The following is a 21364-nucleotide window of genomic DNA, read 5'->3' as shown; positions in this document are numbered from 1 at the left end:
CGAAGGAAAAAATATCATGTCCCCGGTAAACCCGCCATCTCGGCCGGCGTGATGACAGGCTCGTTGCGGTCCTTCCGCTCCGAATAGCGATCGACGAGCTGGTCGGCATGGCCGCGCGTCAGCACGGTGAAGCGCACCAGCTCTTCGGCGACATCGACGATACGGTCATAATAGCTCGACGGAAGCATGCGGCCTGTCTCGTCGAACTCGGCATAGGCTTTGGCGACGCTCGACTGGTTGGGAATGGTGATCATCCGCATCCAGCGGCCGAGAATGCGCAGCGTGTTGACGCTATTGAACGATTGCGATCCTGCCGAGACTTGCATCACCGCCAGCGTGCGCCCCTGCGTCGGGCGAAGCCCCTTATAGGCAAGCGGCAGATGGTCCACTTGCGCCTTCATGATCCCGGTGATCTGTCCGTGCCGCTCGGGGCTGCACCAGACCTGGCCTTCCGACCAGAGCGAATGCTGGCGCAGTTCTTCGACCGCCGGATGATCGTCGTCGGCGATCAGGTCGGGAAGCGGAAGGTCGGACGGATCGAAGATGCGCGTTTCGCAGCCGAACAGCTGGAGCAGGCGCGCAGTCTCCTCGACGACGAGCCGCGAATAAGAGCGTTCGCGCAGTGATCCATAGAGCAGGAGGATGCGTGGCGCCGGGTCGAGCGGACCCAGCCCGAGGCCGGGACGTGACCGGATATATTCGGGGCTCAGCGCGGGAAGATGGCCGGGTTCGGCGAGCGTGCGCAAGCGGGAGAAGGTTGGGGCGGTCATGTAGGTCAGTCTTTCGCGGGGACGGATGCTGGAAACCAGCGGCGCCCAAACCAGAAGGCGACGCTCACCAGCAGGATAAGAACCGGCACCTCGACGAGCGGACCGATGACCGCGGCGAAGGCGACCGGGGATGCAAGGCCGAAGGCGGCGATGGCAACAGCGATCGCGAGTTCGAAATTGTTGCCGGCTGCGGTGAAGGCGACCGCCGTCGTGCGTGGATAATCGGCTTCGATGAGCTTCCCCATCCAGAAGCTTATGATGAACTGGACGACGAAATAGATAGTCAGCGGGATCGCGATCCGCACGACGTCGCCCGGAATAGTGACGATCTCGCCGCCTTTGAGACTGAACATGGCAACGATCGTGAAAAGCAGGGCGACGAGCGTGATTGGGGCGATCTTGGGCAGGAACCGCGTCTCGTACCAGTCGTTGCCCTTGGCGCCGGCCAGTATCTTGCGGGTCAGGAGGCCGGCGAGAAAAGGGATGCCGAGATAGATCAGCACCGCCTCGGCGACGGTCCAGAAGCTGACATCAATCACGCTGCTTTCGAGTCCGAACAGCGGTGGCAGGATCGTGAGGAAGAACCAGGCATAGACGCTGAAAAACAGGATCTGGAAGATCGAGTTGAAAGCGACCAGCGCGGCGACATATTGATTGTCGCCCTTTGCGAGCTGGTTCCACACGATCACCATCGCGATGCAGCGGGCGAGGCCGATGAGGATCAGCCCCGTCATATATTCGGGTTTGTCCGAAAGGAAGATGACCGCGAGCGCGAACATCAGAACGGGACCGATGACCCAGTTCTGGATCAGCGATATAGTGAGAATCCGCTTGTCCTCGAACACCCGTGGGAGCTCTTCATAGCGAACGCGCGCCAGCGGCGGATACATCATCAGGATGAGGCCGATTGCGATCGGGATGTTCGTCGAGCCCCACGAGAGGCTGTCGATCGCAGCGGGAAGACCCGCAAAGGTCGAGCCGAGCAGGACGCCCAGCGCCATCGCGAGGAATATCCACAGGGTCAGAAAGCGGTCGAGGAAGGACAGGCGCTCGCGCTTCGGTTGCGTCATAGAATTGTTCCTCAGCTGCCGACGCGATTGCCGGCTTCGTCGACCACCTGTTCGCCATCTTCCTTGGCGAAGGCACCCCGCTGGCGCGCAGGAATGAGGTCGAGCACCGCTTCCGAGGGGCGGCATAGCTTCACGCCGAGCGGCGAGACAACGAGCGGCCGGTTGATGAGGATCGGATGCGCCATCATCGCGTCGATAAGCGTCTCATCTTCGAGGCTCTCATCACCGAGGCCGAGGTCCGCGAAGGGCGTTCCCTTCTCTCGCAGCAGTTCGCGCGGCGAGATGCCGGCTCGATCGATCAACTGGACGAGCATCGGCCGCGAGGGCGGTGTCTTCAGATATTCGACGACATGGGGTTCGATGCCCGCATTGCGGATCATCGCGAGCGTATTGCGCGACGTTCCGCAGTCGGGATTATGATACACGATGATGTCGGTCATGATCGGATTTCCGTCAGCAGCAGGCGAGTTCGGCGAGCAGCGGCTCGCACAATTCGGGGCGTCCCTGACAGCAGTCCTTCGCGAGAAAGAGCATCAGGCCCTTCAGTGCGTCGATCTCGGCGCGCTGGATAAACTGGCGTCCGCGCTTCTCTGATTTGACCAGTCCGGCTTTGGCGAGAACCGCAAGGTGGGTGGAGAATGTGCTCTGGGTCAGTCCCGAGGCATCCACAAGTTGGCCCGTCGACAGCCCTTCGGGCTCATGCTGGACCAACAAGCGGAAGGCTTCGAGCCGGGTGGGGTGTGAAAGCGCCGCGAGCGCGGCAAGGGCGGTGTCGGTCTTCATCCATCGGGATTATCCGATAGATATACATGCGTCAAGACTCATCGGAAAAATACGATACATAGTGGCTGCTTCGCTGTAGCGCCGCCAACACGACGCCGGACGGAAGGCCTTGATTGCCCGGAGGCGGCAGGCCATTCTGTCCAATCTCCTATCCTGCAACGGTGAAAACATGGATGTCCGTCATATCGTCATGGAAGACGCACCGGCCGTTCAGGCAATTTATGCCCCTTATGTAGCCGACACGACGATCTCGTTCGAGGAGGTGCCGCCCGACATTATGGAAGTCGAACGGCGCATCGCCGCCATAGCGCCGCACTATCCCTATTTCGTGGCCGAAATGGACGGGCGGGTAGTCGGTTACGCCTACGCCTCCGAGCACCGGACCCGCGCAGCATATCGGACATCTGTCGACGTGACAGTCTATGTGTCGTCTGGCGCACAACGAAGCGGCGTAGCGCGCTGCCTTTATTCTCGTCTGCTCCCGGCGGCCGCAAGCTTGGGCTATCATGCTGCTTTTGCCGGCATCGCGCTGCCAAATGAGGCAAGTATCGGACCCCACGAATCTATGGGCTTCGAGCTGGTCGGCATCTATCGTGAAGTCGGACGAAAATTTGATGCCTGGCACGACGTCGGTTGGTGGCAGCGACTGCTGTGAGCGAGGCCGAAGAGAAGCTGAGGTAATTAGCCGATACCGGAAGAGACCTTCACCGGCAGGCGACCGTTTCTGCCAAATCCGGTCGCCGACTTGTCTATGACGCCCCGCGGCGGTTATCGCTTGCGTCTAGGAGAGCGGGTAGCACCGTTTTTTCCGGAAATCGGATGCGGTGCAAATCCTTCAGCCGGGCAGCAACGGCGGACCAGAACGTCGCCTCGGTAAATTCTCTTGCTGCAGTCAGTTCATGGATACGCTTTGCAATGACGGCCTCGGCCTCATCGCCAAATTGGCTCTCGGCCTCGCGAACGCAATCCCAGACCTCGTTTTCAGAGTGCGATTTCACCCGGAGCGACCCTCGTGATTCGACCGATTCCTTGTGCGAAATTCTACCAAATATTTTCGAACGAGTGAAGTCTGAGGCGACCACTCATAATTCAAGAGATTATCGCAAACGGCACCTGATCTTGATGAGATGACGCGTCGTTGACATTCCGACAGCGCGCGTTGGTTGGAAGGCTCGCCCAGCGGCTTGACGACTAAGCAGCCAGACGCATCGAACGATGTTTTTCAGCGCCGCGATCCAGCAGTCGTTCAACCTCGTCGGAGGTTCGCTGGACGGCAAGTTTCAGCGCTTCGTCGATGTGCACATAATCTTGCGTCACATTCTGGGAGGCATGGCCCAGCATGGCGCGAATTGTGAGTTCTGAAAACCCGAGATCGCCGGCGACGCTTCCGAAAGTATGACGAAGCGTATGCGGCGTAACGCCCTTGATGCCGGCCAACACGCATACGCGCCTCAGGCAATCACTGACCGCGGTGAACGGGCCGTGGCCGACCGCCGATGGGAACAGATGCGGGTTGCCGGCAATCTCCGGCTGCGCTTCGAGCACACGGATTGCGGCGGGCCCGATCGCGCGAATTTGCGCGCCGCCCTTGGTGTCGGGAAACATGACGTAGCCGCGATCGGGGTGCAGCCAGCTGCGGTGCATCGCTTGGCCTTCCTGACGGCGATAGCCGGTCAGGAGCAAAGTGCGCAGCACGCCAAGGGCGACCGGGTTTTCCCCGTTCGCCTCGGCATAGGCGATCGCCTTTCCGAGCATCTCGATCTCGGTGGTGCTCAGTCGCCGTGTTCTCTTCTTTCCGGCGAGTTTCTTGGCGCCAAGCGTGGGATGCGTGTCGAGCAGGCCCTTATGCTTGGCGTGGCCGAGGATCGCCTGGAGCGTGCCGACGCAGCGACCCGCGACGCCGGGGCCACCGGTTGCCTTTCCGCCACGACCTCCCGTCCGGGGCTTTGCGGTCTTGCCGTTCTTCACGTCGGTCTGCATCTGCTCGACGATCGCAATTGTGAGGTGCTTGACGATCCGGTTGCCGATCAGTGGGCCGATATGCGTGCGGATGCGGCTCTCATCCAGGTCGAGCGACGATGTTTTGATGGGGACGTTCTTTCGGCCCAGGATGTTCCCGGCCCGCGCCTCCTCGAGATACCAGTCGCACATCTCGGAAACCGTCATACCCTTGCGCACCTGGCGAGCCTTGTCGGCGGGGTCTTCTCCGACAATGACCTCAGCTAGTTTCAGTTTCGCGAGATCGCGAGCCTGGTCGACAGCCAGCACGCCAAATCGTCCGAGGTTCATACGACGCTTGATGCCCTCGGCATTTCGATACTGGACGACAAAGGTCTTGATACCCGACGCCATGATCCGAAGACCGAAGCCCTTCACCTCGGTATCCCACAGAATGACTTGTTTCGCTTTTGGCGGAACGAGGGCGTCGATGGCCCGCTTGGTCAACTTCACTATCGGCATGCGCACCTCCTGCTGGAGACACAGCCTCGAAAATCGTCCGTGTCTCCAATGTGTCTCCAAATTCGCGGGAAAAGGGGACGGCCGCAGGATACATTAGGTCGAATAGGTTTTCAATAAATTGTGTAAAAATAGGGAGATAGCGTAGTATCGGAAAGTATCGAAAAGGTAGAACGGCAAGTTGCCAAGGTTGGGGTCGAGGGTTCGAATCCCTTCGCCCGCTCCAGTTTTCTGCGAAAGCGACAATTTTTCGGTCGTCACGGGCGGGGCATGGGCTCGTCAGGGGCTTCGGCATGTTGCGGGCGCAATTCCTCTTTGCATGATTGTCCATTGACCCGTGGCCGGATGGCGGCGAGGGGATGCGATGATGGGGACCCGTTCGACCTTGTTTCCCCTCCTCGCGGGGGCGCTCCTGGGCTTGATGTCGGCTTGCGACGCTGGTGACGCGACCAAGGCGGCCGCGGATGCCGCGGCGACGCCGCGCAAATGTCCTGCGATCGCGGATACGCCGGTCAAGCTTGCTGGCGGCTCTTTCACGATGGGTGAGGACGATGTCTATGCCGAGGAAGGCCCGGTCCGCGAAACGACCGTTGCCGGTTTCTGGATCGACCCGCATGAAGTGACGAACCGACAGTTCGCTGCCTTCGTGCAAGCGACCGGATATGTGACGATTGCCGAAAAACCCGTCGATCCGAAACAATTTCGGGTGCCCGTCGAACAGATCCCACCCGACATGCTGAAGGCCGGATCGGCAGTATTCACCCCGCCCGATTTCCCGTCGAACAATTATGCCGACTGGTGGAAATATGTGCCCGGCGCGAACTGGAAAAAGCCTTATGGCCCCGCTGGCGCCGACCAGGTTGCCGACGAACCCGTCGTTCACCTCGCGTGGGACGATATGGTCGCCTATGCCAAATGGGCGGGCGGGCGCATCCCGACCGAGGCCGAATGGGAATATGCGGCGAGCGCGGGGCAGCGGTCGAAGAATGTCCAGCCGAAAGAAGCGAACAGCTGGCAGGGCGCTTTCCCGAACTACAATGCCGAAAGTGACGGGTTCAAGGGCGTGTCGCCGGTCGGCTGTTACAAACCCAATTCCAACGGACTCTACGACATGGTCGGCAACGTCTGGGAAGTGACGGCGGATTTCTTCAAACCTGGTCACAATCCCGGCGATCGGGATAATCCCAAGGGCCCCGACGAGGCCGATGCCTATGACCCGCTGAATCCGGGGATGCCGTCGCGGACCGTGAAGGGGGGCAGCTATTTGTGCGCTCCCAATTATTGCCAGCGCTATCGGCCGGCCGCGCGGCAGGGCCGCGACCCTGGCCTCGGCACGAGCAACGTCGGCTTTCGCCTCGTCTATGACAGGGCGCCGAAGGCCTGATATCGCGCACGCGGCCCTGCGCGGGCCTATCCCCGCGGCTTGAGCGTAAGCGGAAGTCCGGCGGTGACCAGTACGACCTCGTCTGCCGAAGCGGCGACCGCCTGATTGACCAGTCCGGCCGCGTCGCGAAAGCGCCGGGCGAGCGCATTGTCCGGCACGATGCCCTGCCCGACTTCGTTGGCGACCAGGATCAACAGCCCCTCGAAACGATCGATTGCGGCGCATAGCTGCGCCGTTCCGGCCGGAATATCGGCGTCGGCGAGCAGCAGGTTCGACGTCCATATTGTGAGGCAATCGACAAGCAAGACCGCGTCGCGCGCGTTGAGCGTGTCGATCATGACAGGAAGGTCGCGCGGCACCTCGACCGTGTGCCAGCGCGCATCGCGGTCGGCACGATGCTGTGCGATGCGAGCGCGCATCTCGTCGTCAAATGCCTCGGCGGTGGCGACAAAAACGGGACTGCCCTCGGCGGCTTCGGCGCGGTGCTGTGCATAGCGGCTTTTGCCCGACCGCGCGCCGCCGAGTACGAACAGCGCAGTCATGCGTCCGACGTCGCGATCCGCAGCAGGCCGTCGATGTCGGCATGCGCGGCGAATTCGGCGGCGATCTCGTCGAGCGCCGCATCGACGTCGGCGGTATAGTCGCGCCCGCCCCCCGCGACGCCGATCCGGGCCAGAAACGCGCGCCGCATCTCGGCCGACCCGAACAGGCCGTGCAAGTAGGAGCCGATGACGTTGCCCGCAGCATTGATCGCGCCGTCGCGCGTGCCATCTTCGAGGCGGGCGAATGGTCGTTCGATGCCGGGTCCCCTGGTTTCGCCCATATGCATCTCATATCCCTCGATTGCGGCGCCCAATGCCTTGCCGCGGACATGGCGCAGCGTCTTTGCGGGGGACAGCGTCGTTTCGACGTCGAGCAGGCCCAGCCCGTCGATCGCGGCGGGCACGCCTTCGACGCCGAGCGGGTCGGCGATCCGGCGCCCAAGCATTTGATATCCGCCGCACAGGCCGATGATCGGGCCGCCGCGGCGGTGGTGCGCGAGGATGTCGATATCCCAGCCTTCGGCGCGCAGCGCGGCAAGATCGGCGATCGTCGCTTTCGAGCCCGGCAGCACGATGACAGCCGCCTCGGCGGGAATCGGCCGGCCCGGCGGCACCATCATCAGTTCGATCCCGGATTCGAGTTTCAGCGGGTCGAGATCGTCAAAGTTCGATATGCGTGGCAGGATCGGGCAAGCGATCAGCCGACGGCCGTCGCGCGGGTCGGCGGGCCGTTCGAGGATTACCGCATCCTCGCTTGGCAGGCGCGCCGCTGCCTTCAGCCAGGGGATGACGCCAAAGCCGGGCCAGCCGCTGCGTTGCTCGATTGCCCGATAGCCGTCCTCGAACAGCGCGGGGTCGCCGCGGAACTTGTTGATCAGGAAGCCGCGCACCATCGCCGCATCTTCCGGCTCGATCACCGCACGCGTGCCGATGAGCGAGGCGATCACGCCGCCGCGGTCGATGTCGCCGATCAGTATGACGGGCACGTTCGCGGCCCGCGCGAAGCCCATATTTGCGATATCGCCCGTGCGCAGGTTGATCTCGGCGGGCGATCCTGCGCCCTCGACGATCACGATGTCGCACTGTGCGCGCAGCCGCGCGTAGCTTTCCAGCACCTCGGCCATCAGCGCGCCGCGCGCTTCGCGGAAATTGCCACTGCCCAGCGTCCCGCGCACGCGGCCGTGGACGATCAACTGCGAACTGCGGTCAGTCTGCGGTTTCAACAGCACCGGGTTCATGTCGCTGTGCGGCGGGGTGCGGCATGCGATCGCCTGGAGCGCCTGCGCGCGGCCGATCTCGCCGCCGTCGACGGTGACCGCGGCGTTGTTCGACATATTCTGCGGCTTGAAGGGACGGACGCGGAGCCCACGGTTGGCGAGCGCGCGGCACAGCGCGGCGACCAGCACCGACTTGCCGACGTCGGAGCCGGTGCCCTGCAACATCAGCGCAGCCACGACGCACCGCCCGCGATCAGCCACAAGAGCAGGCACGCGCGCCCATAGACGGCGAGCGCGCGATCGATATCCTCGCCGCCCGCGTGGCTGTCGCCGTCACCGATCCATGGCTTGTCGTGCATCACGCCGTCATAGGCGATTGGTCCTGCAAGCCGAAGCCCCAGTGCGCCCGCCATTGCTGCTTCAGGCCAGCCGGCGTTGGGCGACGCGTGCCGGTGCGCATCGCGTCGCAGAATGCGCCAGCCGCGACCACCCGAAACGCAGATCAGCACGCCCGCCAGCCGTGCGGGAATCCAGTTGGCGAGATCGTCGGTGCGCGCGGCGGCCCAGCCGAACGCGCGCCAGCGATCCTCGCGATGGCCGATCAGGCTGTCGGCGGTGTTGACCGCCTTGTAAGCCCATATGCCCGGCAAGCCGAGCAGGAGCAGCCAGAACAGCGGTGCAGCGATGCCGTCGCAAAAGCTTTCAGCCAGGCTTTCGATCGCCGCCCGCGCCACGCCGGCCGCGTCCAACGCGGCGGTATCGCGCCCGACAATCAAGCCGACGGCAGTGCGCGCTTGTGCGAGGTCGTCGGCGTCGATCTGTTCGCCGACCGCGCGGACATGATCGAACAGGCTGCGCTGCGCGAGCGCAGGCCAGGCAAGGATCGCGATGCCGATCCAGCCCCATGCGCCAAAGACGGCAAGCGACAGGCGTTGCGCCGCCCAGCCGAGACCCGCCGCGATGGTCAGCAGCACGAAGAGGGCAAGAATGCCGAGCGCACGCCGCACCGCGAAACGATATTGGGGGCGGTTCCACCATGCGTCGCAATGGGCGACAATGCGCGCGAACAGCCCGACCGGGTGACCGATCCGCCCATAGAGTGGCTTCGGCCAACCGAATGCGGCGTCGAGCGCGAGCGCGGTGAGCGCGATCGGTTCAGCCATTGGCGTGCATCGCGTCGAGCGCAGCGGCAAGCCGCGTCCGCGCGGCTGCATCGGCAGGCAGGCCGAGGCGAAGCCAGCGTGGCCGTTCTGCAAAGGGACGAGAGAGAATCGCGCTGCGGGCCAGATGCTCGAACAATCCGTGCGCGTCGTTGACGTCGAGCAGGCGAAAGAGCGGGCAGTCACCCACGGGCTGAAACCCCTTGTCGACCAGCATGGCGTCGAGCGTCGCCGCCTCGTTGCCGAGACGGCGGCGCGTCGCTGAAATCCATTCGCCATCGGCGTAGGCCGCCGTCCCGATCGCGATGGCCGCCGCCGACAGCGGCCATGCGCCCAGCCGCTCGCGCAAGGCGGCGACGATGGTCTCCGGCGCCAGAACGAAGCCCAGCCGCACTCCTGCGAGACCGAAGAATTTGCCGAACGAACGGAAGACAATCAGCCGTCGGTCATTGCCGACCGATGCCGCCACGCTCGATGCCGGATCGGCGTCGGCAAAGGCCTCGTCGACCAGCAGCCATCGGTCGCCGCGCGCCAGCAACGCCTGTATCGCGCCGGTGGTGACGATGCGCCCGTCGGGATTATTCGGATTGGCGAGGATCAGATGGCTCGCCGGATCGCCTATTTCCGACCATTCGACCGCGGCGCTCCCCACGATCATCGCGCCATGGGTGCGATAGCCGGGGACGACATGCCGCGCGGGGCCGCCGATCAGCGCGCCGACGAGACGCAGGCCGATTTCGGTGCCAGGCACCGCGCAGACATGCCGTGTATCGACGCCGAAACAGGCGGCGGCGACCGCTTCGAGCTGCGCCAGCGAATCGGGGTCGGGCAATCGCTGCCAGTCGAACCCCATCGTTGCCGCACCCGGCCAGGGGTGCGGATTGATGCCGGTCGACAGGTCGATCCAGTCGGAGCCGCCAAACCGGCGTTTTGCGGCCTGGAGGTTGCCGCCGTGCCAGGTCCATTCATGGCTCATGCCAGATGGGCCAGCAGCAGCGCCGCAGCGAGCAAAAGGCTTTCCACAATTTCGATCCCCGCGCCGTGCCCGTCGCCGGAAATGCCGCCGATCCGGCGCATCAGCCACCAGATCCAGAACAGGAAGGCCAGCGGCGCGGCGAGCAGAGAGGGCGAAACCCAGGCTGCCGCGATCAGAAGAAGGCTCCAGACCGCAAAATCGACGGGCCGGACGGCCCCGCGAAACTGGGAACCGAGCCCGGCATGGAGGTCGGGCAGCGCGCGCGACCATAATAGCGGCCCGATACGGGCAGCGAAGGGGGTGAGGGCGATGGCGAAAAAGGCGTGGACGTCGAGCAACGCGTGAAGCAACACGAGCTTGGCGATCAACTGCGATGCAATCGCGACCACCGCGAAGCTGCCGACGTGCGGCTCACCGAGAACCGCCAGCATGCGCGCGCGATCTTTGTGCGCCGCTCCGCTCGCATCGGCGATGTCGCCCAGCCCGTCGAGGTGCAGCGCGCCCGTCACCGCGACCCAGACGATCAGCGCTCCCAGGGCGCCCGTCCAGGGATCGATCCGTGCCCCGGCCCATCCTGCGCCGGCAACGAGCGCACCGACGATCAATCCGACCGCCGGAAACCAGCGCATCGACGCGGCGAACTCCTCGCTCGACGCCGCGACGCGCGGGGTCGGCAGCCGGGTCAGGAACTGGACCGCGACGATCAATCCCTTCATGGATAAAGGCCTGAAATCTGAGCAGTTGGTTTGTTGCTCGGCCAGACGCGGAGCGAAAGCAGCGCGGCATAGGGCAGGTCGAAGGCCCAGAGCTGGCGCTGGTCGAACCCGCAGAGGCTGTGGAGCGCGGCGCGCATCGCGCCGCCATGGGTGACGACCAGTGTCGGGACGGGCGCCAGATCCCCGATCGCTGCCGACACGCGCGCGGCGAGCGCCGACCAGCGTTCGCCGCCAGGCGGCGGATGGGCGTCCGGATCGTTCCAGAAAAGGCCGAGCGCGTCGCGATCGATGGCGCTCGCCGCACTACCGTCCCAATCGCCGAAATCGAGTTCGCGCCAGCGCGGGTCGATAATGAGCGGTTTGTCCAGCGCCGCGCCGATCGCTTTGCCCGCGGCGTGGCAGCGACGAAGGTCGGACGTAATCAGCTGTTCGATACCAAGGTCTTCGGCTTGCGCCATGCACGCGGCGATGCCTTCGCGGGTCGGCTCCCCGTCGGTGCGGCCCATCAGCAGTCCCGGGGTTTCGGGCGCGCCGTGGCGCAGAAGATGAAGCGTGAATCCGCTCACAGCGACGCCGACACCGCAGCTTCGGCAAAGGTCGCCATGCGGTCGTGCGCGGCGAGCGCGCTGCGGACGATGTTCGCGGCGACCGCCGCGCCGCTGCCTTCGCCCAGCCGCATGTCGAGCGTCAGCAGAGGCACAAGCCCCAGTCGGCCGAGAAGGCGCCTATGTCCCGGTTCGGCCGAGCAATGGCCCGCGATGCAATGGTCGACGATGGCGGGATTGTCGGCGGCAAGCGGGGCGATCGCCGAGGTGCAGATGAAGCCGTCGAGCAGCACGGGGACGCCGAGCTGGCGGGCGCGGAGGATCGCGCCCGCAATCGCCGCAATCTCGCGTCCGCCGACGCGTCGCAGCGTGTCGAACGCCGCGTGCGGCGCGTCGGCGTGAAAGGCGATGGCCTGATCGACGACCGCGGCCTTGCGCGCGACTCCATAACCGTCGATCCCCGTGCCCGGACCGACCCACTCAGCGGCGCTGCCGCCGTAACTGCGCGCGCAGAGCGCGGCCGCCGCGGTCGAATTGCCGATCCCCATCTCCCCCAGCACGAGCAGGTCGAGATCGGCGTCGACGACCGCCGCGCCGCGGTTCAGCGCATCGAGGCATTCCGCCTCGTCCATCGCAGCGTTGGCGGTAAAATCGGCGGTCGGCCGGTCGAGGTCGAGCGCGACGACGGAGAGTTCCAGTCCCGCCGCGCCGGAAAGGGCGTTGATCGCTGCGCCGCCACCCGCGAAATTGGCGACCATCTGTGCGGTCACGCCAGGCGGAAAGGCGCTGACGCCATGCACGGTGATGCCGTGATTGCCCGCAAAGATTGCGGCGCGCGCATGGTTGATTTGCGGGCGCGCCCGGCCTTGCCAACCGGCGAAAAAGACTGCCAGTTCCTCGAGCCGACCCAGCGAGCCAGCAGGTTTGGTGAGTTCACCCTGCCGCACGCGGGCATCGGTTGCGGCGCTGTCGTCCGGGCCCGGCAAATTCGCGAGTGCTGCGCTGAAGGTCTGGGCGGAAGCAAAGCGGGTCATTCGGCGATATATCCTGGTGGCGGCGTGCGCGTGATGAAATGGCCTTTGATACCGTCGGGCCAAAGCGAAAAGGCGACGCGGCCGTGCTCGCTGGCGGCATAATGAACCGCATATTCGAGGATGGCGCGTGCCGATGCCGCGTCGCCGGTGAAGCGGCCCAGCACATAACCGACCTTCCCCGGCGCGCGCAGATGGACGGTGATATGGTCCTGGCAGGCGAACAGGCACGCCATTTCCTGCACCGCGATGCCCGCGTAGCGCGGCTCGCCTGCCTTGATTTCGTTCAGCGCCGCAACGAGCCGCGCGCCGCCACGCACACCCTCGCCATCGACCTGGGCCGAACGGCTGTGGCGACAGGTGTTGCACACCACCACCGCCGGACCCGGGTCGACGCGCGTCAGCATCAGGTGGTCGCCGCGGCGGACATGGGCAGGGGCGGCGGAACCCCCGCGGCGACAAGCGCGCGATAAACGGCATAGAGCCCGATCAATATTGCCGCGTTGCGCACGAACTGTTCGGCAAGCAGGTCGGGCGCCATTGCGGTATGCAGTCCGCCGAGCACGAGCGCCCAGAGCAATATGACGCCCTTGAACGCGGTGAACCCCGCTGCGTAAGCGAGGCTGAGCCGCGCCGCGACGGAACGATGATCCGCCGCCCGCAGCGCCGCATGGCTGGCAAGCATAGCCCCGACCGCCGCGGTGCCCAGTCCGGCTCCCCACGCCAGCGTGCTCCCGTCGCGTGGATAGCCGAGCAGAACGAAACCGACGAACTGGCTCGCTGCCCAAGCGAGCAACATCAGCGCGAGGCCGTCGCGGCGGCGCATATGCACCGCTGCGAGCGCCGCGAGCGAGGGAAATGGCGTCGCGCAGCCGAGCGCGAGCGTCGTCACCATGCTCGCCGCCGTGAGCAATGCGATCCACAGCGCTGACGCGCTGCGCTGCGACACGGCGGCCATCAGAAGCGCCCCCGGATACCGGCGTAAACGCTACGGCCGATCGAGCCATAGCGGTAGGCGGTCATATATTCTTCGTCGAAGATATTTTCGGCGCGCGCGAACAGTTTCACGGCGTCCGAAAGCGCATATTCAGCGCGCAAGTCGACGAGCGTATAATCGTCGAGCCGCTGCGCATTGCTCGCATTGTCGTAGCTTTTGCCCGACCACCGTAGCGCCGCGCCGAGTTCGAGCCCGAAACCGAAAGCATAGATTGCCGATAGATTCGCCATGTGGCGCGGACGCCGCGGCAACCAGTTGCCGGAATTGGCCCCGGTTGAGCGGTCCTCGGCGACGATCCAGCTGCCATTGCCCTCGAGCGTGAACCCGCCAAGTGTCAGCGCAGCGGCGGCCTCGACGCCGTGCGCTTCGCTGCGCGCTACGTTCAGATAATAGCCGAAGCGCTGGATGGGCGGGTTGCTGCCGGGCACGGTGCAGAGCGGGTCCGTCGTGGGCGACGAGCAGCCGTTATAGATGATCTGGTTCGCCGTCGTGCGGTCAAACCAGGTCGCGCCGACAACAAGTGTGCGACCGAACAAATGCTGTTCGATCCCCGCTTCCCAGCCATGCGCCTCTTCGGGGTCGAGCCCGACATTCCCATATTCGCTGAACAGCTGGTAGAGCCCCGGTGCCTTGAAGCCTTCGCCATAGCTCGCGCGCAGCACGGTGCCGGTGGCGAGGCGCCAGACGCCGCCCGCCGCGAACAAGGTCTGCCCGCCATAGCGGTCATGATCGTCATAACGGACGCCGCCATTGAGCGTCAGACCGTCGAGTGGTTCGATGCTCAATTGCCCATAAACGCTCGTGAGTTCCGCCTTACCGCGTACAAAAGCGGGAAGCGGGATCGCCAGCGACGCCGAGGGCGAACGGCTGCGGAAGTCCGAGCGTTCATTCTCGACCCCGAAGATTGCGCTTATGCGGTCGGTAAAATCGAAGCTGCCCTGATATTCCCAGCGCTTGTTTTTGCCGTCGGCCTCGAAACTGCGCGGGCGTGCGCGGTCAGGATTGAAATTGTCGCGGTTGGTATCGGTATAGGCATAAGCGATGCGGTTGCGGAATCGTCCGCCGATGAGGTCGAAATTGAGCCCCGTGTAGCCGACGAATTCCTTGTTCAACCCAAAGTCGTTGCTGTCGGTGTTGAAGCCGTCGAATTCGACGCGGCCGCTTGAATAATAGCCGCGCACTTCGGCGCTGAGATTGTCGGCGAGCGCCAGTTCGGCGCGGCCCGAAACGCTGCTGTTGCGATAGCCGTCACGCTCGACGCCTCCGAACGCCCTGGCGTGCGACGAAATGCCGTCGGTGGTGAAACGCTGGCCGCCGATGCGCCAGGCGAGCGGCCCGGTGCGGCCGCCAATCGCGGCGCGTGCGCTGACGGTCTGACGCGATCCGGCTTCAAGATCGAAGCTGCCTTCGATGCCCTTGTCGGGCGACGCGGTGACGATGTTGACGACCCCGCCGATCGCCTGGCTCCCCCACAGGATCGACTGCGGCCCGCGCAGCACCTCGATCCGCGAAATATCCCCCGCGAGCAGATTGGTGAAGTTGAAGCCGCCGCCCGTCGACGACGGGTCATTGAGCTTCACGCCGTCGATCACCGCCACGGTATGTTCGGATTCGCCGCCGCGGATGCGCAGCGAGGTCGACGTGCCATAACCGCCGTTGCGCGACATGCTGATGCCCGGCGTGCGGAGCAGCAATTCGGTGACGCCGATGTCCTGCGCGCGGTCGATCGCGGCCTTGTCGAGCACGGCGATCGACGACGGCACTTCGTCGAGCGTCAGCGGCACGCGGGTTGCGGTGACGATGATGCTGTCGCTGTCGGCGGCGACGGCGTGCGCGGACGATGCGTCCTCGGCGGCTGCGGAGGAGGAGGCCGCGATGGCGGCAAGGCAGATCGAACTTCGGAAAACAGATTGGAACATAGAACACCCATCGACAATGCCGCCCACGCGTACGGTCGATGCGGTCGTCCTGTGGGGACGCACGACACCGCCCGCGCGCGAACGCGGCCAAGCTTGTCGTCATGCGGGTTCACCCCCGTCCGCCCGGCACACCCTGTCCGGTCGAAAGACGACGGCGACGGGCAGGTCTCCTGGCTTGCGGGTCAGCGCCGGTCGGCCGCCTTCTCGGGACCGAAGTCCCAATGGCATGTGGCCGATGGCTCGCCGCGTACAGTTGCAGGGGCAGCCGGGGTTTTCCCGTTCCCTCTTCGTCCCCGTCACCGGGGAACCTGTCGCTTGCCGCGGCCGTTAGCCCGTTTCTGCCGCTGCGGTCAATTGCTGCGATGGATTAAACGGCGCGGGGTCAGAACAGCCCCGGCAGGTCGCGCTGCGCCGCGCTGGGACGATCGGCCATCAGCATTTCCGGCCGCGCCATGGCCGGCGAGCGGCTGCTGCGCGCCGCGGCCCCGGCGCTGGCGTCGGCGATGCGGGTGGTGCAGGCCGTGCCCGAAAGAAAGCCGATCGCCGCGCGCACCGACGCTTCGCGCGGGTCGCCCAGCGGCAGGCTCAGATCGTCGTTCGCGGCGCAACTGTTCGCAATCTTCGGCGCCAGCCCGTCATAATAGTCGCTCGCACCCGCCGAATTGGCGGTGGCAAAGGCAACCACACGCATGCGGTCGTCGCATTCGGCCCGGTCGAGCGCGATCTGGCCGACCGGCTTGCCATAGGTGTTGGCGCCGACGAGCGTCATGCTGGTGCCAAGATACGGCAGCATCGAATTGATCACCAGTTCGCTCGCCGATGCGGTCGACCCGGTGCCGATGAAGGCGATGCGCGTTGGCGCGATCGATTCGGGCTGCGCCGCGAAATAGCGTGTCTCGTTATTCGACGCTTTCGATGGGCGAAAATTCAGCTGCGAGAAAATCTCGCTCGACGTGCGATTGCGTCCCAGCAGGTCGCCCATCAACTCGGCGGTCGAAACCAGTCCGCCGCCGTTGTAACGGAAATCGATGATGATATCGGTCACGCCCTGGTTCCGGAAATTCAGGAATGCCGTGCGCAGCTGCTGGTCGGCCGACGAAATGAACGTGCGCAGGTTGATATAGCCATAATTGCGCCCGCCTTCGCTGATCACCTTGGCGCCGTAGCGGTCCGAAACCGGATCGAGCGCATAGTCGGTCTTTGCCACCGTGACGTCGCGTGTGCCCGCCGCGTCGCTGATGCGCAGCACACGGCTGACCCCGGGGTCGTTGGGACCGAGCGCGCTGGTCAGGCCAGCGGTCCCCTCGGCCGCGACGATGCTCGACACGCTGCGGATATTGCCGCTTGTCGTGCCGATCCCTACGATCGCGGTCCCGCGATCGATTCCCGCGGCAAAGGCGGGGGCGCCTTCATAGGCTTCGGCGATGACGATTTGCTGGTTCGCGGCATCATAAGCCAGGCGGACACCGAAACCGGCGCTCGACCCGCTAGCGTAAAAGGCGTTCTCTTCGGCGATCGAGGTGATGTAGGTGAAGAAACGATCCTTGTTCAGCGCGCGCGCAGGCGCGACCAGCGCGTCGATATAGGATTGGACGCTGCTGTAGCTCGAAGGGCTGACGCCGTTCGCAACATCGTTCGGGAACAGATACCATTCGTCGATCACCGCCTTGGCAAAGGACTGGCGCGCCGCGAGGCCGCAGTTGGCGGTGGGTGTCGGCGTCGGCGTGGGTGTCGGCGGAACCGTGACGGTGCCGCCGCTGCCCAGGCTCCCATCGCTTCCGCCGCCGCCGCCGCACGATGCCAGCATCAACGCCGCCAGCGTCACAGCCGCGACCGACTGCCTCGACTTGCCCATCAATATTCTCCCCCCGGTGGTGCGACCCATTCGCGTAGCTATTCCATGTCAACATCGCTGCCGTCGCTGCGACCCTTAAAGCCTTGCGCGATGACATAAAGTTCGGGCGATCCCTTGCGGCTCGCCGGCGGCTTGGCGTGCTTGACCGTCGTGAAATGGCGTTTGAGCAAGGTCAGCAGCGTGTGGTCGGCGCCGCCCGCAAACACCTTGGCGACAAAGGCGCCGCCGGGCAGCAGATTTTGCACCGCGAAATCGGCGGCGGTCTCGGCCAGCCCGATCGTGCGCAGATGGTCGGTCTGCTGGTGGCCGACAGTATTCGCCGCCATATCCGAAATGACCAGGTCGGGGGCGCTGCCGAGTGCTTCGATCAGCGCGTCCGGCGCCGCATCATCCATGAAGTCCATCTCGAGGATCGCAACGCCCTCGATCGGTTCGCACGCGAGCAGGTCGATACCTGCGACGCGCGCGCGCGGGTTCGCCTTGCGCACGACCTGCGACCAGCCGCCCGGGGTGATGCCAAGATCGACGACGGCGCGCGATTTCTTGAGGAATCCGAATTTCTCGTCGAGTTCGATGAGCTTGTACGCGGCGCGCGAGCGATAACCCTCGGCCTGCGCACGGCGCACATAGGGGTCGTTGAGTTGCCGTTGCAGCCAGCGCGTCGACGACGTGCTGCGCTTGCGCGCGGTCTTGACCCGCACATGCAGGCCGCCGCCGCGCCCGCTCCCGCCTTTTCCGCTTCCGCCGCTCATTTGCGATACTCGCGGCGGGTCACCGGGATGTCGCGGCCCTGCATGGCAAGGCAGCGCAAGATCCCCTCGCGAATGCCGCGGTCGGCGACGCCGACCCGCGCCGCGGGCCACAGGTCGATAATGCTTTCGAGGATCGCGCAGCCGGCAACGACCAGATCGGCGCGCTCGCGGCCGATGCACGCGATTTCTGCGCGGTCGGCGATGCTGGCATCGGCAAGGCGGCGGCTGATGTCGCGCATCGCGTCGGACGGCACGACGAGTCCGTCGACCGCGCGGCGATCATAGCGCGGCAGGTCGAGGAACACGCTGGCGAGCGTCGTCACGGTGCCGCTGGTGCCAAGCAGGCGGAGCGATTGCCCGGCAAAGCGTTCCGCGCGCCCGGCGAAGGCGGCAAAGGCGTCGCGCGTCACCTCGCGCATATGCGCATAGGCGGCCTGACGTCCGGCGAGGCTGTCGTCGGGCAGCGGAGCATGCTCGGTCAGGGACACGACGCCCCACGGCACGCTGATCCAGTCGTGGATCTTGACGTCATCGTCCGACACGTCGACGCGCATCAGCTCGGTCGAACCGCCGCCGATGTCAAAGATCAGCGCCGGGCCGTCGCCGGGTTCCATCAGATTGTGGCAGCCGAGAACGGCGAGCCGTGCCTCTTCGGCAGCCGAAATGATGTCGAGGACAATTCCCGTCTCGCGCCGTACGCGCTCGGCGAGTTCTTCGCCATTGGTCGCGCGGCGGCACGCCTCGGTCGCAACGGCACGCGACAGCGATACGTGGCGGCGGCGCAGCTTGTCGGCGCAGATCGACAGCGCGGCGACGGTGCGGTCCATCGCAGCATTGCTGATCCGGCCGGTGCCGTGCAGTCCCTCGCCGAGCCGGACGATCCGCGAAAAGGCGTCGATGACCACGAGTTCGTCATTTTGGGGGCGTGCGATCAACAGCCGACAATTGTTGGTGCCAAGGTCGATCGCGGCATAGCTGCGCGGCCGCGTGATCGGCATCGGGCGCGCATCGCCACCCGTCTTGCTTCGTCCTTTACCCGCCGGGCTGGGCCGCGGCGGTCGCCTCGATGGCGTTGCCATTTGCCGCATGGCTATTATTACCTGTCTGCTCACGCGCCCGCAAAACCGCGAACGTGCACTTGGCAGCAAACCTAGGCTTGCCATGGCTTTAAGGCAAGCTCCTCCTCCCAATCGCCTGTGACGCAAAGAAAACCCCGCCCGGCGCGGGGCCGGACGGGGGATAAGGGGAGAGGAAATTATTGGGGGTCGGGACTGCCTCTTAACGGCAACCGTCATTCCCCTTGTCGATCGCGCGGCCGGCGATCGCGCCAACTGCGCCGCCGATGATCGTTCCGACCGTGCGGTCGCCGCGGCCGGCGATTTCGTGACCAGCAAGGCCGCCTGCAATCGCACCGATCACGGTGCCGCCGGTGCCCTTGTCGCACTGACGATAATTGCGGCGGTCACCGCGGTAATAATTGCGATTGTTGCGGTAATCGCGGCGGTTGTCCCGGCGATAGTCGCGGCGGTCATAGCGACGATCGTCGCGGTCATAGCCGCTGTAATAGCTCGAATAGCCGTCACGGTCGTAATAGCCGTTCTGCGCCGCGGCGGGAGCCGCCATCCCCAGCGTCGCGGTGGACATCAGGGCGGCGATCGAGAGGGTCACCATCTTTTTCATTGTCGTTCTCCTTCGTCGTCTTGGGCCCATCTGGGCAGTGTCGATGAAGAGGTTTTGCCCGATTCGCATTGAGCGAAGCCTGAACATGGTTGTTGGCTGATGTTCAGCTTTCTGCGGTGAGCCGCTTTCCTTTCTGCCGCCGCCGCCCTACCCCCACCGCGATGCGCCGCCTGCTCCTTGCCGCCCTGATCTTCCTGGCCCTGGGCCCGGTTCCGGGCACCGTCATCCGCTATCCGCAGGACGATATGACGCAGAGCGCCGTTTCGCGCCCGCTGGCCTTCGCTCCCGAAAAAAGCGGCAGCATGCGCTTTGTCCGTGGCTGGCGTCTTGTCAGCCCCCACGACCGATTCGGGGGCTTCTCCGCGCTGGCCCGCACCGCGCCGGGGCAGTTTCTGCTGATCGGCGACAATGGCTATTCGACCCGGCTTGCGCTCGATTCGCGCGGGGCGGTGTCGTCGGTCCGGATTCGCGCGCTGCCGACGATCGACGGCCGCCCCGCACGCAAGGCGGCGGCCGACACCGAAGCCATGTTCATCGACGCTGCGAGCGGCAAGGCGTGGGTCGCGCTCGAGGTGGTCAACCAGATCTGGCGTCTCGATGCCGGGCTTTCGCACATCGAATCGCGCCAGCAATTGCCCAGGCCGCGCTGGCCCCGGAATCGCGGCCCAGAGGCCATGGCGCGGCTTGCCGACGGGCGGACGGTCATTTTTTCGGAGGATGCCGACCATGATCCGCGGGGTCGCGAGGGGCTGATCTACACCGGCGATCCGGCGGCCGCTGGCTCCGTGCCGATTCGTTTCTATTATGATTCGGCGGGCCGTGGGCTGGTCAGCGATGCTGCGACGCTGCCCGACGGGCGAATCCTGCTCGTGCATCGACGGCTCGGCTTCAACCCCGTGTTCACCACGATCCTCGCCATCGTCGATCCTGCGGATATCGCAAAAGACGCCGTCGTGCGGTCGCGGACGATCGGCCGTGTGCCCAAGCCGCTGGCAGAAAATTACGAAGGAGCGGCGATTGCGGTCGAGGATGGCCGCATTTGGCTGTGGCTTGTCGCCGACGACAATTTCAATGTCTGGCAGCGCAGCCTGTTGCTGCAATTCGAGCTGACGGCCCTGCCGCCGCGAAAGATGCCGGACAGCAAAAAGGCGGCCCGGTAAGCCCGGCCGCCTGATTGCTTCGGCGATGCGAAAGCGCTTAAGCGGCCTTTTCGGCCAGCTTCTTCGCGACTTCCTTCTTCACCTTGCGGGCGCTGGCCGAAAGCTGGTCGTCGCCGGCCTTCAGCAGCCAGTTGTCGAGACCGCCATTATGTTCGACCGTGCGCAGGCCGTGCGTCGACACGCGCAGCTTCACGCCCTTGCCGAGCGCGTCCGACAGCAAGGTCACATTCTGCAGGTTCGGCAGAAAGGTGCGCTTGGTCTTGTTGTTGGCGTGGCTGACATTGTGGCCTACCTGGCGGCCCTTGCCGGTCAGTTCGCAGATGCGCGACATGGTCTTCGTCCTCGTCAAA

At 64.9% G+C, this 21364-nt stretch carries 24 protein-coding genes and 1 riboswitch; of the genes, 3 read left to right on the top strand and 21 right to left on the bottom strand.

The window, feature by feature from the left end:
* Window positions 1-14: 14 nt before the first annotated feature.
* Genes arsH through A3E77_RS07620 form a run of 4 tightly spaced genes read right to left on the bottom strand, consistent with a single transcriptional unit; the run spans window position 15 to window position 2623 of the window.
* Window positions 15-770 (bottom strand): arsenical resistance protein ArsH, encoded by a 756-nt coding sequence (gene arsH / locus A3E77_RS07635; RefSeq protein ID WP_293644695.1) that lies wholly within the window; start codon window positions 768-770, stop codon window positions 15-17.
* A 5-nt stretch (window positions 771-775) separates the two neighbouring features.
* On the bottom strand, window positions 776-1840 hold the full coding sequence (gene arsB / locus A3E77_RS07630) for an ACR3 family arsenite efflux transporter (RefSeq protein ID WP_293644693.1): 1065 nt from the start codon (window positions 1838-1840) through the stop codon (window positions 776-778).
* Window positions 1841-1851: 11 nt separating this feature from the next.
* Complete coding sequence (arsC, locus tag A3E77_RS07625; protein ID WP_293644691.1) at window positions 1852-2280, bottom strand: arsenate reductase (glutaredoxin); 429 nt, start codon at window positions 2278-2280, stop codon at window positions 1852-1854.
* Between the two features lie 13 nt (window positions 2281-2293).
* Window positions 2294-2623 carry an ArsR/SmtB family transcription factor gene (locus A3E77_RS07620; protein ID WP_293644689.1) on the bottom strand — a complete coding sequence of 110 codons (330 nt, stop codon included), beginning with the start codon at window positions 2621-2623 and terminating at the stop codon, window positions 2294-2296.
* 169 nt (window positions 2624-2792) lie between these two features.
* Here A3E77_RS07620 and A3E77_RS07615 point away from each other — a divergent pair, with 169 nt between their 5' ends.
* On the top strand, window positions 2793-3278 hold the full coding sequence (locus A3E77_RS07615; protein WP_293644687.1) for an arsinothricin resistance N-acetyltransferase ArsN1 family B: 486 nt from the start codon (window positions 2793-2795) through the stop codon (window positions 3276-3278).
* Between the two features lie 94 nt (window positions 3279-3372).
* On the opposite strand, the gene A3E77_RS07610 is transcribed toward A3E77_RS07615, so the two are convergent.
* Together A3E77_RS07610 and A3E77_RS07605 are read right to left on the bottom strand one after the other, a co-directional pair.
* Window positions 3373-3705 carry a hypothetical protein gene (locus A3E77_RS07610; protein WP_293644685.1) on the bottom strand — a complete coding sequence of 111 codons (333 nt, stop codon included), beginning with the start codon at window positions 3703-3705 and terminating at the stop codon, window positions 3373-3375.
* Between the two features lie 109 nt (window positions 3706-3814).
* Entirely contained in the window at window positions 3815-5083 is a 1269-nt protein-coding gene (locus A3E77_RS07605) for a tyrosine-type recombinase/integrase (protein WP_293644683.1), read from the bottom strand.
* Window positions 5084-5444: 361 nt separating this feature from the next.
* Here A3E77_RS07605 and A3E77_RS07600 point away from each other — a divergent pair, with 361 nt between their 5' ends.
* The gene (locus A3E77_RS07600) at window positions 5445-6464 is read left to right on the top strand and encodes a formylglycine-generating enzyme family protein (RefSeq protein WP_293644681.1); all 1020 of its coding nucleotides are present in this window, start codon (window positions 5445-5447) and stop codon (window positions 6462-6464) included.
* A 26-nt stretch (window positions 6465-6490) separates the two neighbouring features.
* Here A3E77_RS07600 and cobU read toward each other — a convergent pair whose 3' ends face one another.
* From cobU to A3E77_RS07530, 14 genes are all read right to left on the bottom strand, one after another.
* Window positions 6491-7006 carry a bifunctional adenosylcobinamide kinase/adenosylcobinamide-phosphate guanylyltransferase gene (cobU, locus tag A3E77_RS07595; RefSeq protein ID WP_293644679.1) on the bottom strand — a complete coding sequence of 172 codons (516 nt, stop codon included), beginning with the start codon at window positions 7004-7006 and terminating at the stop codon, window positions 6491-6493.
* On the bottom strand, window positions 7003-8460 hold the full coding sequence (locus A3E77_RS07590) for a cobyric acid synthase (RefSeq protein ID WP_293644677.1): 1458 nt from the start codon (window positions 8458-8460) through the stop codon (window positions 7003-7005). Before A3E77_RS07590 ends, cobU begins: the two co-directional genes overlap by 4 nt.
* A complete protein-coding gene (gene cbiB / locus A3E77_RS07585) occupies window positions 8448-9386 on the bottom strand; it encodes an adenosylcobinamide-phosphate synthase CbiB (protein ID WP_293644675.1) in 939 nt (312 codons plus the stop codon). The genes A3E77_RS07590 and cbiB overlap by 13 nt, the downstream gene beginning before the upstream one ends.
* Window positions 9379-10359, bottom strand: coding sequence for a threonine-phosphate decarboxylase (locus A3E77_RS07580; RefSeq protein ID WP_293644673.1), 981 nt, complete (start codon window positions 10357-10359; stop codon window positions 9379-9381). Before A3E77_RS07580 ends, cbiB begins: the two co-directional genes overlap by 8 nt.
* Window positions 10356-11075, bottom strand: a complete 720-nt coding sequence (locus tag A3E77_RS07575) for an adenosylcobinamide-GDP ribazoletransferase (RefSeq protein ID WP_293644671.1) — start codon at window positions 11073-11075, stop codon at window positions 10356-10358. The genes A3E77_RS07580 and A3E77_RS07575 overlap by 4 nt, the downstream gene beginning before the upstream one ends.
* The gene (locus A3E77_RS07570; RefSeq protein ID WP_293644669.1) at window positions 11072-11641 is read right to left on the bottom strand and encodes a histidine phosphatase family protein; all 570 of its coding nucleotides are present in this window, start codon (window positions 11639-11641) and stop codon (window positions 11072-11074) included. Before A3E77_RS07570 ends, A3E77_RS07575 begins: the two co-directional genes overlap by 4 nt.
* Window positions 11638-12654 (bottom strand): nicotinate-nucleotide--dimethylbenzimidazole phosphoribosyltransferase, encoded by a 1017-nt coding sequence (gene cobT, locus A3E77_RS07565; protein ID WP_293644667.1) that lies wholly within the window; start codon window positions 12652-12654, stop codon window positions 11638-11640. The genes A3E77_RS07570 and cobT overlap by 4 nt, the downstream gene beginning before the upstream one ends.
* Window positions 12651-13058, bottom strand: a complete 408-nt coding sequence (locus A3E77_RS07560; RefSeq protein WP_293644665.1) for a DUF1636 domain-containing protein — start codon at window positions 13056-13058, stop codon at window positions 12651-12653. The genes cobT and A3E77_RS07560 overlap by 4 nt, the downstream gene beginning before the upstream one ends.
* A complete protein-coding gene (locus A3E77_RS07555) occupies window positions 13058-13609 on the bottom strand; it encodes a hypothetical protein (protein WP_293644663.1) in 552 nt (183 codons plus the stop codon). The genes A3E77_RS07560 and A3E77_RS07555 overlap by 1 nt, the downstream gene beginning before the upstream one ends.
* The gene (locus A3E77_RS07550) at window positions 13609-15567 is read right to left on the bottom strand and encodes a TonB-dependent receptor plug domain-containing protein (RefSeq protein WP_293644661.1); all 1959 of its coding nucleotides are present in this window, start codon (window positions 15565-15567) and stop codon (window positions 13609-13611) included. Before A3E77_RS07550 ends, A3E77_RS07555 begins: the two co-directional genes overlap by 1 nt.
* 143 nt (window positions 15568-15710) lie before the next feature.
* Window positions 15711-15894, bottom strand: a riboswitch (cobalamin riboswitch).
* A 55-nt stretch (window positions 15895-15949) separates the two neighbouring features.
* Window positions 15950-17422, bottom strand: coding sequence for a S41 family peptidase (locus tag A3E77_RS07545; protein ID WP_293644659.1), 1473 nt, complete (start codon window positions 17420-17422; stop codon window positions 15950-15952).
* Between the two features lie 38 nt (window positions 17423-17460).
* Window positions 17461-18174, bottom strand: a complete 714-nt coding sequence (locus tag A3E77_RS07540) for an RlmE family RNA methyltransferase (protein ID WP_293644657.1) — start codon at window positions 18172-18174, stop codon at window positions 17461-17463.
* Entirely contained in the window at window positions 18171-19262 is a 1092-nt protein-coding gene (locus A3E77_RS07535) for a Ppx/GppA phosphatase family protein (protein WP_293644836.1), read from the bottom strand. Before A3E77_RS07535 ends, A3E77_RS07540 begins: the two co-directional genes overlap by 4 nt.
* A 190-nt stretch (window positions 19263-19452) precedes the next feature.
* Window positions 19453-19854 (bottom strand): glycine zipper 2TM domain-containing protein, encoded by a 402-nt coding sequence (locus tag A3E77_RS07530; protein WP_293644655.1) that lies wholly within the window; start codon window positions 19852-19854, stop codon window positions 19453-19455.
* Window positions 19855-20015: 161 nt separating this feature from the next.
* Here A3E77_RS07530 and A3E77_RS07525 point away from each other — a divergent pair, with 161 nt between their 5' ends.
* Window positions 20016-21014 (top strand): esterase-like activity of phytase family protein, encoded by a 999-nt coding sequence (locus tag A3E77_RS07525; RefSeq protein ID WP_293644653.1) that lies wholly within the window; start codon window positions 20016-20018, stop codon window positions 21012-21014.
* A 37-nt stretch (window positions 21015-21051) separates the two neighbouring features.
* On the opposite strand, the gene rpmB is transcribed toward A3E77_RS07525, so the two are convergent.
* Window positions 21052-21345: a 50S ribosomal protein L28 gene (gene rpmB / locus A3E77_RS07520; RefSeq protein WP_105999446.1), complete on the bottom strand. Its 294-nt coding sequence runs from the start codon at window positions 21343-21345 to the stop codon at window positions 21052-21054.
* Between the last annotated feature and the right edge of the window lie 19 nt (window positions 21346-21364).

It is taken from the genome of Sphingopyxis sp. RIFCSPHIGHO2_12_FULL_65_19, assembly GCF_001830555.1.
GTDB lineage: Bacteria > Pseudomonadota > Alphaproteobacteria > Sphingomonadales > Sphingomonadaceae > Sphingopyxis.
Note: the sequence above shows the minus strand (reverse complement) of the source record. Positions and strands in the feature narration are given on the sequence as shown.

Bases quoted from the DNA above. Each gene is read 5' to 3' on its own strand.
- arsH (WP_293644695.1), bottom strand. From the start codon at position 770: ATGACCGCCCCAACCTTCTCCCGCTTGCGCACGCTCGCCGAACCCGGC.
- arsB (WP_293644693.1), bottom strand. From the start codon at position 1,840: ATGACGCAACCGAAGCGCGAGCGCCTGTCCTTCCTCGACCGCTTTCTG.
- arsC (WP_293644691.1), bottom strand. From the start codon at position 2,280: ATGACCGACATCATCGTGTATCATAATCCCGACTGCGGAACGTCGCGC.
- A3E77_RS07620 (WP_293644689.1), bottom strand. From the start codon at position 2,623: ATGAAGACCGACACCGCCCTTGCCGCGCTCGCGGCGCTTTCACACCCC.
- A3E77_RS07615 (WP_293644687.1), top strand. From the start codon at position 2,793: ATGGATGTCCGTCATATCGTCATGGAAGACGCACCGGCCGTTCAGGCA.
- A3E77_RS07605 (WP_293644683.1), bottom strand. From the start codon at position 5,083: ATGCCGATAGTGAAGTTGACCAAGCGGGCCATCGACGCCCTCGTTCCG.
- A3E77_RS07600 (WP_293644681.1), top strand. From the start codon at position 5,445: ATGATGGGGACCCGTTCGACCTTGTTTCCCCTCCTCGCGGGGGCGCTC.
- cobU (WP_293644679.1), bottom strand. From the start codon at position 7,006: ATGACTGCGCTGTTCGTACTCGGCGGCGCGCGGTCGGGCAAAAGCCGC.
- cbiB (WP_293644675.1), bottom strand. From the start codon at position 9,386: ATGGCTGAACCGATCGCGCTCACCGCGCTCGCGCTCGACGCCGCATTC.
- A3E77_RS07580 (WP_293644673.1), bottom strand. From the start codon at position 10,359: ATGAGCCATGAATGGACCTGGCACGGCGGCAACCTCCAGGCCGCAAAA.
- A3E77_RS07575 (WP_293644671.1), bottom strand. From the start codon at position 11,075: ATGAAGGGATTGATCGTCGCGGTCCAGTTCCTGACCCGGCTGCCGACC.
- cobT (WP_293644667.1), bottom strand. From the start codon at position 12,654: ATGACCCGCTTTGCTTCCGCCCAGACCTTCAGCGCAGCACTCGCGAAT.
- A3E77_RS07560 (WP_293644665.1), bottom strand. From the start codon at position 13,058: ATGCTGACGCGCGTCGACCCGGGTCCGGCGGTGGTGGTGTGCAACACC.
- A3E77_RS07555 (WP_293644663.1), bottom strand. From the start codon at position 13,609: ATGGCCGCCGTGTCGCAGCGCAGCGCGTCAGCGCTGTGGATCGCATTG.
- A3E77_RS07550 (WP_293644661.1), bottom strand. From the start codon at position 15,567: ATGTTCCAATCTGTTTTCCGAAGTTCGATCTGCCTTGCCGCCATCGCG.
- A3E77_RS07545 (WP_293644659.1), bottom strand. From the start codon at position 17,422: ATGGGCAAGTCGAGGCAGTCGGTCGCGGCTGTGACGCTGGCGGCGTTG.
- A3E77_RS07540 (WP_293644657.1), bottom strand. From the start codon at position 18,174: ATGAGCGGCGGAAGCGGAAAAGGCGGGAGCGGGCGCGGCGGCGGCCTG.
- A3E77_RS07535 (WP_293644836.1), bottom strand. From the start codon at position 19,262: ATGCGGCAAATGGCAACGCCATCGAGGCGACCGCCGCGGCCCAGCCCG.
- A3E77_RS07530 (WP_293644655.1), bottom strand. From the start codon at position 19,854: ATGAAAAAGATGGTGACCCTCTCGATCGCCGCCCTGATGTCCACCGCG.
- A3E77_RS07525 (WP_293644653.1), top strand. From the start codon at position 20,016: ATGCGCCGCCTGCTCCTTGCCGCCCTGATCTTCCTGGCCCTGGGCCCG.
- rpmB (WP_105999446.1), bottom strand. From the start codon at position 21,345: ATGTCGCGCATCTGCGAACTGACCGGCAAGGGCCGCCAGGTAGGCCAC.